Annotated in this window: 11 protein-coding genes and 1 pseudogene; 6 read left to right on the top strand and 6 right to left on the bottom strand. The window is 57.3% G+C overall.

The window, feature by feature from the left end:
- Positions 1–121: 121 nt before the first annotated feature.
- From ABIE53_RS27505 to ABIE53_RS27485, 5 genes and pseudogenes are all read right to left on the bottom strand, one after another.
- A pseudogene (locus ABIE53_RS27505) lies at positions 122–1,067 on the bottom strand (XdhC family protein); the annotation flags it as partial.
- Between the two features lie 85 nt (positions 1,068–1,152).
- Entirely contained in the window at positions 1,153–1,920 is a 768-nt protein-coding gene (istB, locus tag ABIE53_RS27500; protein WP_192699144.1) for an IS21-like element helper ATPase IstB, read from the bottom strand.
- 12 nt (positions 1,921–1,932) lie between these two features.
- On the bottom strand, positions 1,933–3,456 hold the full coding sequence (gene istA, locus ABIE53_RS27495) for an IS21 family transposase (RefSeq protein ID WP_192699145.1): 1,524 nt from the start codon (positions 3,454–3,456) through the stop codon (positions 1,933–1,935).
- Positions 3,457–3,501: 45 nt separating this feature from the next.
- Positions 3,502–3,693 carry a hypothetical protein gene (locus ABIE53_RS27490; protein ID WP_192699476.1) on the bottom strand — a complete coding sequence of 64 codons (192 nt, stop codon included), beginning with the start codon at positions 3,691–3,693 and terminating at the stop codon, positions 3,502–3,504.
- A 252-nt stretch (positions 3,694–3,945) separates the two neighbouring features.
- The gene (locus ABIE53_RS27485) at positions 3,946–4,218 is read right to left on the bottom strand and encodes a DUF4148 domain-containing protein (protein ID WP_310076521.1); all 273 of its coding nucleotides are present in this window, start codon (positions 4,216–4,218) and stop codon (positions 3,946–3,948) included.
- Positions 4,219–4,583: 365 nt separating this feature from the next.
- Between ABIE53_RS27485 and ABIE53_RS27480 the strand changes: the two genes are divergently transcribed.
- Positions 4,584–5,489: a LysR family transcriptional regulator gene (locus ABIE53_RS27480; RefSeq protein WP_192699146.1), complete on the top strand. Its 906-nt coding sequence runs from the start codon at positions 4,584–4,586 to the stop codon at positions 5,487–5,489.
- 35 nt (positions 5,490–5,524) lie between these two features.
- Here the strand turns inward: ABIE53_RS27480 and ABIE53_RS27475 are convergent, their stop codons facing one another.
- Positions 5,525–6,472 (bottom strand): AraC family transcriptional regulator, encoded by a 948-nt coding sequence (locus ABIE53_RS27475; RefSeq protein ID WP_192699450.1) that lies wholly within the window; start codon positions 6,470–6,472, stop codon positions 5,525–5,527.
- Between the two features lie 438 nt (positions 6,473–6,910).
- On the opposite strand from ABIE53_RS27475, the gene ABIE53_RS27470 reads away from it, so the two are divergent.
- The 5 genes from ABIE53_RS27470 to ABIE53_RS27450 all read left to right on the top strand — a co-directional run bounded on the left by ABIE53_RS27470 (position 6,911) and on the right by ABIE53_RS27450 (position 13,958).
- Positions 6,911–7,936 (top strand): alpha/beta hydrolase, encoded by a 1,026-nt coding sequence (locus ABIE53_RS27470; protein ID WP_192699147.1) that lies wholly within the window; start codon positions 6,911–6,913, stop codon positions 7,934–7,936.
- A 381-nt stretch (positions 7,937–8,317) separates the two neighbouring features.
- A complete protein-coding gene (locus ABIE53_RS27465; protein WP_192699148.1) occupies positions 8,318–8,929 on the top strand; it encodes a (2Fe-2S)-binding protein in 612 nt (203 codons plus the stop codon).
- The gene (locus tag ABIE53_RS27460) at positions 8,929–11,190 is read left to right on the top strand and encodes a xanthine dehydrogenase family protein molybdopterin-binding subunit (RefSeq protein WP_192699149.1); all 2,262 of its coding nucleotides are present in this window, start codon (positions 8,929–8,931) and stop codon (positions 11,188–11,190) included. The genes ABIE53_RS27465 and ABIE53_RS27460 overlap by 1 nt, the downstream gene beginning before the upstream one ends.
- Before the next feature lie 47 nt (positions 11,191–11,237).
- Positions 11,238–12,593 (top strand): c-type cytochrome, encoded by a 1,356-nt coding sequence (locus ABIE53_RS27455; RefSeq protein ID WP_376916405.1) that lies wholly within the window; start codon positions 11,238–11,240, stop codon positions 12,591–12,593.
- A 315-nt stretch (positions 12,594–12,908) separates the two neighbouring features.
- Positions 12,909–13,958: an NAD(P)-dependent alcohol dehydrogenase gene (locus ABIE53_RS27450; protein ID WP_192699151.1), complete on the top strand. Its 1,050-nt coding sequence runs from the start codon at positions 12,909–12,911 to the stop codon at positions 13,956–13,958.
- Positions 13,959–13,997: the final 39 nt, after the last annotated feature.

Genomic DNA, 13,997 nt, shown 5'->3' with positions numbered 1-13,997 from the left:
TGGTCAACGTGAGATTGTTGGTTCCCGTGTGAAACGAATCGCACGTTATTTTTTGACGCACGATCTCCTCAGCCCGGTGTCGGACAAAGATGCGAGATGAACTCGCCCACATCTGCTGGGCGCTCACATCTAGTTGATCTTTGGCCCTGGCGACAGACAACCATAACCGCACGTCGTTTTTTGCAGCGATAACTTCCGCCATTATGCTCACCCCGATCTCGGCCGGCGTCTTGCTGCCCATGTAAATTCCAACTGGTTCCCCGAGACGCACGAGCGATTCCTGAGTTTGTCCGCAGTAGGTCATCAACCGCTCACGCCGTGCCTTGCTGTTCGATCGGGACCCAATGGTACCAATGAAAAACGCGGGGCTGCGCAAAGCCTCAAGGAGTGCGAGGTCATCAAGCTTCGGATCGTGGCTCAGCGTGAGAATGCAAGTTCTATGGTCCGGCCGAAAGGCTGTGACTGCATCGTCCGGCATATACGTAAGTCTTTCGACGCCGGCGACACTCCAAGATTTCATATATTCAACTCTCGGGTCGCTGACCGCAACCTTAAACCCGTTGAACAATGCCATCGTCGCAAACGTACTCAGCAAGAGCGCCTGCTCCGATGAGCAACATCCGAAACGCGGGGCCATGAGTAGTCGTCAGGGTCTTTCCGTCGAACGATAAAGGTTCCGAGACTGTCGGATAGTCAAGATGAACACGTCCGTCGAGCAAGCGCACTGAGCGGCTGACGAGCCCACCCGCCTGCAGCCGTTCAACAAGGCATTGGAGCACCTCCAGGGATGGCGCGAACTCCAGGACAAGCTCAATCGTGCCGCCACAGGGAAGGCCGAAACGGTGTGCCTCGTCCGCCGGCACGCCGTAACGCACTGTGTCCGTAGCGAGCGACGGCATCCCAACGCCGCGATTTACGGTGGTATAACGATCTATCAGATCGTCTTGGACGCAGCCTCCGGATACGCTCCCGACTGCTTGCCCGTCTTCCCGCAGAACCATCATGGCGCCAACCGGGCGTGGAGACGAACCCCACGTCCGAGTCACAGTCGCGAGCATGATGCGTATTTCGGCGAACGTGACCGCCGATTTCGGGAACGTGACCGATTCGGCAAGGTCGGGCGTTGCGCGGTGTCGATTGTAGATTTCCTCGCTAGTTTTGGTCGAGTTCTGGTTCCAGCACGCTGGGCTTCGGAGATGCTTTTCTCAGCGATTCACCCGTCAGTTTGATGCGGTGATGACGCTGCATGAGGCGATCAAGCATTGCGTCGGCGATGGTCTCGTCGCCTATCCAGCCATGCCAGTGTTCAATTGGTAGCTGGCTGGTCACGATCGTGGCTTTGCCGGCAGATCGGTCATCAATCATCTCGAGCAAATCGTTTCGAACCATCGCGTCGAGCGGAGCCATTCCCCAATCGTCCAGCAGGAGAACATCAACGCGAGCAACCTGCAGCAACCATTTGGTGAAGCCGCCGTTGCCGTGGAGGACGCGCAGTTCCTCGCCGAGGCGCGGCACGCGTAGGTACAACGCGGAGTGCCCGCGTCGGCAGGCATACTGCGCGAGGGCGCAAGCGAGCCATGATTTACCCGCGCCGGTTGGGCCGCTAATGAGCAGGCTGTATCCCGACTCGACCCAGTCGCCGAGAGCTAGGCTCGTGAGCGAACGTGGGTCCACGCCTCGACCAGCGCGAGTGTCGAGATCTTCGATGACGGCCTGCGGATACTTCAGGCGTGCTTGCTTGAGCAGTCGGGTGCGGCGACGATCATCGCGCCAACTTGCTTCCCGGTCGACCAGCAACGACAGGCGTTCCTCGAAGCTTAGGGCCGCCGTTCCGGGCTGCGTTAGTTGCTCTTCTAATCCGTCAGCGAACCCATCCAGCTTAAGGGCGCGTAGTTGGCTCAAGGTTTGTTGCATCATCATGGCGGGTTCTCTTTATTGGTAGTAGCTGGGGCCGCGTACATGCGCGTGACTCGGACTGACCCATTCGACAGGCGTGGTCGCAGCCGCGCGGTCGCGGTTGTTGACCAGGATGTCGCGCACGTGGCGGTAACGATGCACACCCAGTTCGAGCGCCAACGCACACGCCGCTTCGAGACGGTCGCGACCATAGCGACGTGAGAGCGAGAGCAACCCAAGGCACGCCCGATAGCCGTGCTCAGGATGTCGCTGTTCCTGCAAAAGCCGCGCGACGAGAGCGCCGGTGGCGCCGCCAATCTGCTGACCCCAGTGGATAAGCCGCTGCGGAGTCCATTCGAGATGGGCGCGGTGTGCCGCCGGCATGTGCTCGACGACGGTGGTGTAGCCTCCCACGCGATCGTTGCGGGCATGGCTGGCCACACGGCGACCGCGATGCAACAACTCGATGGCACCCGCTGTGATGCGCGCATCGAGCTTGAGTCCAACGAGCGCGTGCGGAACGCTGTAGCGATGTTTATCGATCTCGATGTGGTAGTCGATGTGGACCGTCACCGCTTTGAACCGCGCGAGTTCATACGGCTGCGCCGGCAGCGGCTGCAAGGCCGACGCGTCCAGTTCGGTGAACGCGCTGGCGCGGCATCCCGGCAGCTTCTGAAACGGGCGCTCGTTCAAGTTCTTCAGTAGCGGGCGGATCGCGTCGTCCACCGACTGGACCGACTCGAACTGGCGATGACGCAGGCGTGCCATGATCCAACGTTCGACCACCTGAACCGCCACTTCAACCTTCGGCTTATCCTGCGGGCGATAAACGCGTGCAGGCAGAAATGAGGTGCCGTAGTGACGCGCGAAGTCCAGCACGGTGTCGCCCGCGCGAGGTTCATAGCGATCGGGATCGGCAATCATCGCGCGCGGGTTGTCCGGCACGATCAGTTGTGGGACGCCGCCGTAGAAGCTCAGCGCGCGGGCGATACCACTCAGCCAGTCCTCCATCGTCTCGGCCGGCGTGGCGCATGCGAATGTATAGCTCGATGCGCCCATGGCGGCCACGAAGATGTGCGCGCGGCGCCCTGTGGTCAACGGCAATGTGGGACCGGCGAAGTCGACGAATAGCTTCTCGCCAGCACGGTGGATCTGCCGCATCGAGCGCTTCAGCCGTTTCGTGAACGCCTTATAGTGCTCGCAGAACTGTGTATAGCGGTAGGTCTTCCGATTCGCGAACTCCGCTTGATATTCCTCCCACAACAACGTCAGCGTCACACCCTTGCGGCGCAGCTCTTGATGAATGCGACCGTAATCGGGCTGGGCATAGGCTGCTGGTCCGGTGGGCTTGCCAAGAAGCCGTCGCTCGAGCTCGCCTTCGTCCATATCACAGGCGCTCGCCCAATCCAGCCCGGCGGCACTCGCCAGTCCGACGTACTTCGTGACCACGCCCTTGGAAATGCCAAGCGACGCGGCGATTCGATCATGCGAGAAACCGCCGTCGAACTTAAGTCGTAAAACGTCCTTGATCATGCGCATATTCATCCGGTGCGCGGGCATGCTCTCTCCGGCAAAAGCCGGCAAGCATAGCTCGCGTGGTTGATGTCATGCGCAACGCCCGTCCTGTCGTCCGGTCCATTCGGTCACGTTCCCGAAACGGCCGGTCACGTTGCCGAAATCGCCGGTCACGATCCCGAAACGGCCGGTCACCTTCGTCCGAAATACGCACATGATACGGTGTCCCGCCTCAAGCCAGTCCCGCGAGGTCTTAAGAACCAGCATGTCAAGATTGTCCACGTCAAAATCCTGTTACAGCAGCTACTCCGGTGACGAAGGATCCGCTATCCTGGAATCGGACGCGGGACTCGTATCGGATCCTTTGACAGGTGATTTGTCGTCGCGATGGACAGCGAATGAATGGGTCCGGCCCAAAGCCCAAAATTGGGATGAGCCGGACCGTGAAGTTGACGAGATTTTCGTGTGCCCCCGTGTAGCGCGTCGGAGGATGACAGGGATAACTCCGCAATTTGGCACAAACCCGCGCGAACTTTAATCGCAATGACTTGCGTCATGCGATGCCAACTGATTTACGTGGCTTGATGTGCCTCGCTCTGCCACAACCTTAGCCGATGCAGACTGAGCGTCATCCACCCAGGTCCTCGGATTCTGGCGAGCCGGATTGAAGCCGGCAGCTGAATATTGAACCATCTCGTCTCGGACCTGTGCACGCGTCAAAGCATGCTCAGGTAGCGTCTGCGCGAACGTCGAAGCGGAAATTAACAATCCGACGGCCGAAATCAGACAATGCAGTTTATGTTTCAAAGTGACCTCTCCAGATACGTAGAGATCTTCGCCAGACAACCTTGTGGCCGACGTAAGACCAAATTAAGATGAGTGCCTCGGCAGAGCTGCTATCGCCTCCGGGCGAACTGATTCAAGACTCGCCTCTCTTGCGCTGAGGTGGAACGGCAGACATCGGTAGCTACTGTACAGTCCAAGCAAGGTGCCGGTAAGCTTCGAATCTCGCTAACACCTATAGACAAAATTCATCAATCGAGCGCTACCGCCGAAGCGGCGGGCTGATGCCGCGGTACAGATTCCGCTGAGCCTTAAATGACGGACAACACGACGGATGTCGAGCATCTCGATGCTCGTATCAGAATTTTCCACACGAGGGCCCAGTAGGCATGTATGACAACACCCTTCGAGACTCGTTTAGCGGCCTCACTGCGTTTATCACGGTCGCGCGCGAAAAAAGCTTCACACGGGCTGCGGCTCAGTTAGGGCTTTCGCAGTCGGCTGTAAGTCACTCGGTTCGCACACTGGAACAAACTCTTGGCGTACGCCTGCTCGCTCGAAACTCCAGAAATGTGTCTGCAACAGAGGCCGGGGAACGGTTGCTTCGCACTGTGGCGCCCCAGTTCGAGGAAATCGACGCTGAATTGCAGGCGCTCTCGGAATTGCGAGACAGCCCATCTGGGACCATACGGATCACAGCTTCAGACCACCCTATCCGCTCGGTCCTTGCACCAAAATTGAAGAAATTCCTGCCACAGTTTCCAGGGATTAAGCTAGAGCTATCCGTCGACAACGGCCTTACCGACATCGCTGCAGCCCAGTATGATGCGGGCGTCCGGCTTGGAGAATCGGTTGCACAGGACATGATAGCCGTGCGCATCGGGCCCGATCTTCGCTTCACAGTCGTCGCTACAAGAAAGTACTTCAGCAATCGCGCAATGCCGCGGAAGCCCAATGATCTGATGGAGCACAACTGCGTGAATCTCCGATTGCCCACATACGGCGGTATTTGGGCATGGGAGTTCGAAAATCGAGGCCGACAGATAAATGTACGGGTTAGCGGACAAGTCATGTACAACAGCATCTATGATTGCCTAGATGCAGCAGTCGCGGGACTTGGAGTCGCTTACGTGCCAGAGGACATGGCGCAGCCATATGTGAAAGCGGGGCACCTCATCCCGACGCTCGAAGAGTGGTGCCCGTTATGGGCTGGGTACCATCTTTACTATCCGAGTCGAAGACAACCGTCTGGCGCAATGTCGGCTCTGATCGCCGCGTTGCGACACACGCCATAACATCATCGGGCTTCGATGCACGTCTTACAACGCGTTCACCTGCTCCGTTTCGACTGCGCGGTATTCCTTAACGCAGCGATGTCTCGCTTGGGCGGTGCGCCGTACAGGCGACTGTATTCTCGATTGAATTGGGACGGGCTTTCATAGCCAACCTGGAAAGCAGCACTTGCCGCGTCCAGATGCTCATTCAGCATAAGTCGCTTTGCCTCATTCAGTCTCAGCCACTTCTGATACTGCAAGGGGCTCATCGACGTCAGTTGCCGGAAATGATGATGGAATGTCGGCGTACTCATCCGTACCCGGGCCGCCAGTTCCTCAATTCGGAGCGGTACCGCATAGTTCGCCTTTAGCCAGGCAATCGCCTTCGCAACCCGATGGCCTTGAGCATCCACTGATGCGATTTGCCGAAGCAGTGCGGACTGATCGCTCATCAACAGGCGATAGTGAATTTCGCGCTGGAGTAGCGGCGAAAGCACAGGAATAGCATCCGGCTCGTCCAGAAGATCCAGCAAACGACCCAATGGGTTCAGGATAGCCGGCGTTACTGAACTGATTCCAACGCTCTTGCTTGCCGCGCGAGGTCGCGATAGCGGCAGCCCGCACTGCGCAATTAACTCAGCGAGAACCCGCAAGTCAAGCATTAAGGTTAGTCCCAAACAGGGCCGCTCTGGGCTGGCAGCGACCACTTCAGACGTTGCTGGCAGGTCCAGTGAGGCAATCAGGAACCGCGAGGCGTCGTAGGGATACGCTTCGCCGCCTACAAGCATCTGCTTAACTCCTTGTACAACCAGAACAATGCTGGGCTCGATGATGCACGGCGACGGCTGAGCCGGCGCTTCCCGTCGAAAGAACGTGAGATTCGGGATCGGTGTCGCGCAATCTCCTGCAGGCTCCATCGCCCACTTGCCGATGACGCGAGCCAGCATACCGTGCTCCTCCGCAAGCGGCGCAGCGTCGCCACGCTTGACTTTGTGATTTGACATCCCAGCAAAAACCTCCTTGACTCGACTGTACTCCAGCGACGGATGTTTTGTACCTGCTGCATCGAGACTCATCGGATTAGGCAACAAAACGAGCGGATTGCTATATCAGTTCTCGGTGAGCGACAGGAGAATGTCTTCTATTCGGGATACCGTGACAAGCAACGACCGTCGGTTCACTCCTGTGGCCGGACAGCAACCGGACGACGCTCGATCACGACTCACCCGTGCACTGATGCATGGACGTCGGCAGCGAAACTCGAAAGTCAGAAGCGCATCTGTGATTTTTCCGGGGAGTTGCATCACCACATGCCATAACTCAGCCGTGACGACAGGCTTGATGCAAGCCCTGATCGACGTTTGGAGAAAGGACATCGCGTAGCGTTACGTTTTCTTCGTCTCGAGCGTTGCCCAATTTTTTGTTCACATAAGAAGGCGTCTATGAGAAAGCTTCTACTGTTTTTTACGCTCCTGGTGAGCTCATTTACTGCGATGGCCCAAGATATGTCGAATGGCGCGGACAATTTCTACAAGAGCGACAAGCTGACTGTTGAGAAAGTCACTTTAAAAAACCAGTATCAAATGAAGATTGTTGCGAATCTCTTCATTCCGAAAGGTTTGGATCGCAGCAAGAAGTATCCGGCGATTGTCGTCGGCCATCCCAACGGTGCTGTGAAGGAGCAAAGCGCGAACCTCTATGCACAGAAGCTTGCCGAGCAAGGGTTCGTGACTTTGGCCCCCGATCTCTCGTTCTGGGGCGAAAGTGAAGGTCAACCGCGTAATGGCGTCTCGTCCGACATATATACCGAAGTATTCATGGCCTCGGTTGATTTCCTCGGCACCCGACCTTTCGTCGATAGGAGCAGGATTGGCGCTCTCGGCATCTGCGGGAGCGGCAGCTATGTCGTCAGCGCGGCGAAGATCGACCCAAGGATGAAAGCCATTGCTACGGTCAGTATGTACGACATGGGTGGCGTCAACCGCAACGGGCTAAATCATTCCCAGTCGCTCGAACAGCGAAAGCAGTTTATTGCTGCGGCTGCGGAGCAACGTTACGTGGAGTTTCAGGGCGGCAAGAAAAAATACGTTGATGGAATGCTCGAAACGCTGAGGCCGGGCGCTAGTCCTATCGAGCGGGAGTTCTTCGATTTTTACCGTACTCCCCGAGGCGAAGTTGTTCCTAAGGGATCGTCGCTCTACCTCACTACCAATCGCCCGATTACTGCGGAGGTGAAGCAGATGAACTTCTACCCGTTCAACGACATTTTGACCATTTCGCCCCGCCCGATGCTGTTTATTGCCGGCGAGAAGGCGCATTCTCGAGAATTTAGCGAGGAAGCGTACAAACTTGCTGGTCAGCCCAAGGAACTGGTCATCATTCCAGGTGCCGGTCACGTAGACCTGTATGACCGGACAGATCTGATTCCGTTCGCCAAGTTGACCGACTTCTTCCAAAAGAACCTTTGAAAGCCGGACTTCGTTAGCGAACTTTGACTGATCGCGCGACATCGTTCCCGGTGTCGCGCCATTCTCATTTCACAGCTTGAAAGATGCGAAAAACCAGGGCGGATCCGTTGCAGCGCGACCGCCACCGCCGCCTCCGCAGGGTTTTTTTATTTATCGACTGGGTTCATAGGGCCTAGTGAAACTGAAGTGATGTCGTTGCGTTCTGGCGTGTTACGTTTCGTGCGCATGGATCATGCGTCGATCCCGGATATAGGAATGGCGCGCACCTAAGTCTTGTGTCGCCGCTGATGAGTCTTATCGAAGCAGTCAGATCGCGCGAGCGGCACACTCTGCGGACAAGTTACGGCGTCAATCTCTCGAAGCAATTAGTTTTCGAAAATCATGGAACTTCAAATCAACGATACGTCCTGCCATGTCGAGGCAGATAGCGACACTCCACTTCTATGGGTGCTTCGTGATGAACTAAGACTAACAGGCACGAAGTATGGTTGCGGCCTCGCTCAGTGCGGAGCCTGTTCTGTATTGATCGATGGCGCGGTGGTGCGCTCTTGCGTTACGCCCATTGACGGCCTGACGGGCCGCAAGATAACGACGATCGAGGCGGTCGAGGCCGACACCGTCGGCAAACGTGTCGTCGCGGCTTGGGTCAAGCATCAAGTCCCGCAATGCGGCTACTGCCAGTCCGGCCAGGTCATGGCCGCGACTGCCCTCCTGAAGCAGACACCGCGCCCCACCGACGAAGAGATTGCGGGGGCCATGCTCAACCTATGTCGTTGCGGAACATATAACGCGATCCGTGCAGCGGTCCGCGATCTGGCGGGCGTCGAGGTCAGTGCTCCTGCACCACCAACACATGCCTCCATTGAAACGATATCGCCCCTCGGAGACGGCGTGCGCGTTGCTGCATCCGCTGCTGTTCTTCTCGGCATTGGTGCCGCAACTCTAACAAGTGCGTCGGGTAATCCTGGTGACAACGAACGGGGAGAAAATTGATGTCGAAAATGGTATTCGAGCCCGTGAGCGACGAAACGTTCCCGACCACGGAGACCCCGGTCAATATATCGCGGCGGCGCTTTCTGCTGGCGTCGGCAGGCATTGCGGGAGGCGCTCTCGTTCTCGGTTTTGGTCTTCCCGTCCGAGAGGCGCGCGCTCAGGCGGCTACTAATCTACCAATAAAGCGAGTTGCGGCATTCCTGGAGATACGTCCCGACAATACGATCCGCTTCCAAAGCCCATTCATCGAAGGAGGTCAAGGCATTTTCACCGCCATGGCGCAAATCATCGGCGAGGAACTTGACGCGGATCCCGCAACGTTCGTGGTGGAAAACGCGCCCCCTGGAAAGGACTATCAGATCATGGATAGCGGCGGACGGTACACTGGCGGGAGTTCCTCAGTCCGCTCGAGCTATCAGACGATGCGCCGGCTGGGCGCACTGACACGCGGGATGCTCCTTCAAGCGGCCGCCCGTCAATTGCACGTTCCCGTCAGCCAACTTACTACGCAGCCGGGGCGAGTCGTCCATAGCGGTTCAAATCGCTCACTCAGCTACGGGCAATTGGCTTCGTCAGCTATCAACCTGCCGGTTCCTGACCCGGATAGCGTAAAGCTGAAGGACCCAACTCAGTTCCGCTGGATCGGCAAGCCCATCGAACGCCTGGATGTACACGAGAAATCAACGGGTAGAGCGATCTACGCTATCGATACTCACGTTGACGGCATGTTGCATGCATCCGTGCAACACGCACCTAGACTCGGGTTGACGGTCGGCTCGCTCCGTAACGAGAGTCAGGTCAAAGCAATGAAAGGCGTCCATTCCGTCCATCGACTGGATGGCGCGGTGGCAGTCGTTGCTGAACGGTGGTGGGTTGCAAAACGCGCGGCGGAGGCCTTACAGGTTGATTGGCGCGAGCCGGGGCCAGACTCAACGCTCCGGTATATGCCGGCCGATTTCTCGACGAACGCGTTCCGTGAACAGCTTGCAAGTGCATCGGGCTCAGGTGATACGGCAGAGACCGCTGGCGACGTTGGGAGCGCGATGAAACATGCGCACGCGACCGTCAGTGCGACTTACCATAGTCAGTACCTCAACCATGCGCAGCTGGAGCCGCCGTCATCCCTGGCGCGGTTCAATCCCGACGGTACGCTCGAGGTATGGCTGCCTAACCAGGCGCCAGACCTCTTTCTGGCGGACATGGCTAAACGAACCGGACTCGATCCGCAGAAAATCATCATCCATTCGCCAATTCTTGGCGGCTTCTTTGGGCGGCACTTCATCTACAACACTGCGAGCCCGTATCCTCAAGCAGTCCAGCTGGCGAAAGAAACCGGCCGCCCTGTCAAGGTCATCTGGAGCCGTGAAGAAGAGTTTCTTCGTGACATCTTGCGTCCCATGGCCGTCGTCCAGTTTCGTGCAGGGCTCGATGCGAACGGCATGCCTGTCGCCCTTGAAGCGGTCAGCGCGACCGAGGGTCCTACGGAGGGTATCAACAACAAACGAGATACCAAGCTTGACCCGACTGCTCTGGAGGGCTTGACTGGCAAGGCCTACGCAATCCCGCACCGGCGCATTGCTCAACTGTATGTTAAGACGCCCGTCATGCTTGGCTACTGGCGCTCCGTTGGAAATTCCCATAACGACTTTTTTTACGAGACGTTTCTCGACGAGATGGCCGACAAAGGCGGACAAGATCCCTACGATCTTCGACTCAGACTCTTGCAGGGTAATCGCCGGTTGACCAACCTTTTGCGCGCGGTCAGCGAGCTTGCTGGCGGATGGCAACGTGGTCCGTTCACAGCGAAAGATGGGACGCGACGTGCACGCGGCATTGCCATGGCTTCCCCGTTCGGTTCGCAGACGGCCGCGATCGCAGAAGTTTCTATCATGGACGGCCAAGTCGTAGTACACGACATATGGCAAGCAATCGACCCGGGGAATATCGTTAATCCTGCCATCGTCGAGGCGCAAGTAAGTGGCGGGGTTGCGCTCGGACTGTCGCAAATTCTCGTCGAAGAAGCTGTATACGAGAACGGCATGCCGGTCGCGAGAAACTATGACATGTATCCCATCCTGCCACCTCGGCGGATGGCACGTGTACACGTCCGCGTTGTTGAGAGCGGAGAAAAGATGGGAGGCATCGGCGAACCACCGGTTCCAGCCGTTGCGCCAGCCGTCGCCAACGCAGTCTCCCGATTGACAGGCCAGCGAGTTCGAAGCATGCCGCTCTCCCGGTACTCCTTCAAAAACCAAGCCTAGCCGCACATCCGATACTTTTGTGACAACAAATGACTAAACGCCGGTCAATGAAACTTTTGGCCGCGCTGCTGGTGTGCTGCCTCATGGTAGCGGCCGGTGTAGCGCGATTCGTGACTCTGACTCCCGCCTCCGCCTTCGATGGCGTTAGAAGCATTCAAACACCAGCGTCCGCGCTCATTCGACACGGCGAGTACGTCGCCAGACTTAGCGATTGTGTCGCATGCCACAGCACGCCACGCAGCGCGCCGTTCGCCGGCGGCCTGGAAATGGCAACGCCAATGGGATCCATTTTCGCTACGAACATCACGCCCGACAAGGAAACTGGCATCGGCGAATACAGCCTGGCAGACTTTGACAGGGCCGTTCGACATGGTGTGGCACGGGATGGACATCGACTTTATCCGGCGATGCCTTACCCATCGTATGCGAAGCTCAGCGACGACGATATGCGCGGGCTTTATGCCTATTTCACGCAGGAGGTCACTCCCGTTAGGCAAAAGAACAGGGCGACGGAGATACCTTGGCCATTGAGCATGCGTTGGCCACTAGCACTCTGGACCGCCGCTTTTACGGAGTTCGGTGCATATCGACCGAAGACGCATGCAGACGCGGACCAGAATCTCTGGAATCGTGGCGCCTATCTGGTCCAGGGAGCTGGTCACTGCGGGAGTTGTCATACGCCGCGTGGCTTCCCGATGAACGAAAAGGCCTTGGACGACGGCGATCCTCTTTATCTGTCGGGCGCGCTTCTCGACGGCTGGTATGCCCCGAGCCTCAGAGGCGACGTCAACACGGGGCTTGGCCGGTGGAGCGAAGAGGACATTTACAGATTTCTGAAGCTTGGGCGGAACCCTCATGCGGTGGTATTCGGCTCAATGACTGAAGCTTTCAATAACTCTACTCAGTTCATGACAGATGGAGACCTTAAGGCCATTGCACATTATCTTAAATCACTTCCTGGGGATTCCGGGCGGGACGGATCGCCATGGTCATACGACCCGACGATGAAGGACGCCCTGACCGTTGGAGTATGGCTTAAAAAGCCGGGTGCGCAGACGTTCATCGCTAAATGCAGTGCCTGTCACGGCCAAGACGGCCGCGGTCAGGGTGAATGGATTCCGGGACTTGCTGGGAGCGCGTCGTCTATGGCCAAAGAAAAAGCGTCTAGCATTAACGTGGTCTTGAACGGATCGGGACGAGCCGTTGCGAATGGCGTCCCAGACGCCTACCGCATGCCGCCTTTCCGGAATCAACTCTCGGATCAAGAGATTGCCGATGTCCTCACCTTTGTGCGGACGTCCTGGGGCAACAGGGGCGGCGCAGTGGCGTCAGATGAGGTGAGAGACCTTCGACGACGGACCACTTCAGCAAGCAGCAACGTCGTCGTCCTGCAGATGCGTTGATCCGGCGCAACCAAGCTTGAACCCGGACCAAGAGTGGCTCGCGGTTCGGATAGCCGCTGGTCATGCGCCCGAGAACAACGCGGGCGCCGCTAGTGCTGCCACGGCGGATAAATGCTCGCGAACACAGCGAACGACGCACCTCAATCGACCGTTGTCCGCACCGAGCGATGTAATCGCTGCTCCAGGCCGCAATCTCGATTTATCAATCCTGCACATAGCCTCATTCGGCTTATGCGTCTTATCAGATGGAGCGAGGAAGCTTACATTATCGGCAATGGTCTTTGAAACGTACCGTGTTGTTAGAGGAGAAGATTCATGGCTGTTAAAGCATATGGCGCTTACGCTGGGGACGAGCCACTGCAACCGCTTGAGATCAGGCGACGTGTGCCAGGCGCTCATGACGTCCAGATTGAAATCGCGTTTTGCGGCATCTGTCATTCAGACCTTCACCAGGTCCGAGCAGAATGGGCGGGGACGCAGTTTCCCTGTGTACCGGGTCACGAAATCGTCGGGCGCGTATCAGCTATTGGCGAACACGTGTCGGGACTGAAGGTTGGCGACCTTGTCGGCGTCGGTTGCATCGTTGATAGCTGTAAACACTGTGACGAATGCGATACCGGACTCGAGAATTACTGTGATGGCCTTGTCGGAACCTACAACTTCCCGACCTCCGACGAACCTGGCTGGACACTTGGCGGATATTCTGAGCGAATCGTCGTTCATGAACGGTACGTGCTCCGAATCCGCCACCCGGAAGAACAGTTAGCGGCGGTCGCGCCATTGCTTTGCGCCGGGATCACAACGTACTCACCGCTGCGTCACTGGGAGGCCGGGCCGGGAAAGAAGGTCGGCATCGTCGGTATCGGTGGCTTAGGGCACATGGGTATCAAGATCGCCCACGCGATGGGCGCACACGTGGTGGCATTCACCACGTCTGAGTCGAAGTGCGAAGACGCGAAAGCCTTGGGTGCAGACGAAGTCGTAGTCTCACGCAATCCCGATGAGATGGCAGCTCACTTGAAGAGCTTTGACCTGATTCTTAATACGGTAGCGGCACCGCACAGTCTCGACGACTACCTGACGCTTCTAAAGAGAGACGGTACGTTGACGCTGGTAGGCGCCCCGGCCACCCCGCATCCTTCTCCAGAGATTTTTAATCTGATCATGAAGCGACGATCGGTGGCAGGCTCAATGATTGGCGGAATTCCAGAAACTCAGGAGATGCTTGATTTCTGCGCAAGACATAACATCGTCGCCGATGTTGAGATTATCAATGCTGCTGAAATCAACACCGCCTACGAGCGGATGCTGAAGGGCGACGTCAAGTACCGCTTCGTGATCGACAATTCAACTCTGCTTGTCTAGAACACGAACTCGTCGGCGGGTCTCCGGCAATCCTACCTA

The sequence above is a fragment of the Paraburkholderia sp. OAS925 genome (assembly GCF_040543975.1).
Classification (GTDB): domain Bacteria; phylum Pseudomonadota; class Gammaproteobacteria; order Burkholderiales; family Burkholderiaceae; genus Paraburkholderia; species Paraburkholderia graminis.
This window is presented reverse-complemented; position numbering and strand designations above follow the sequence as displayed.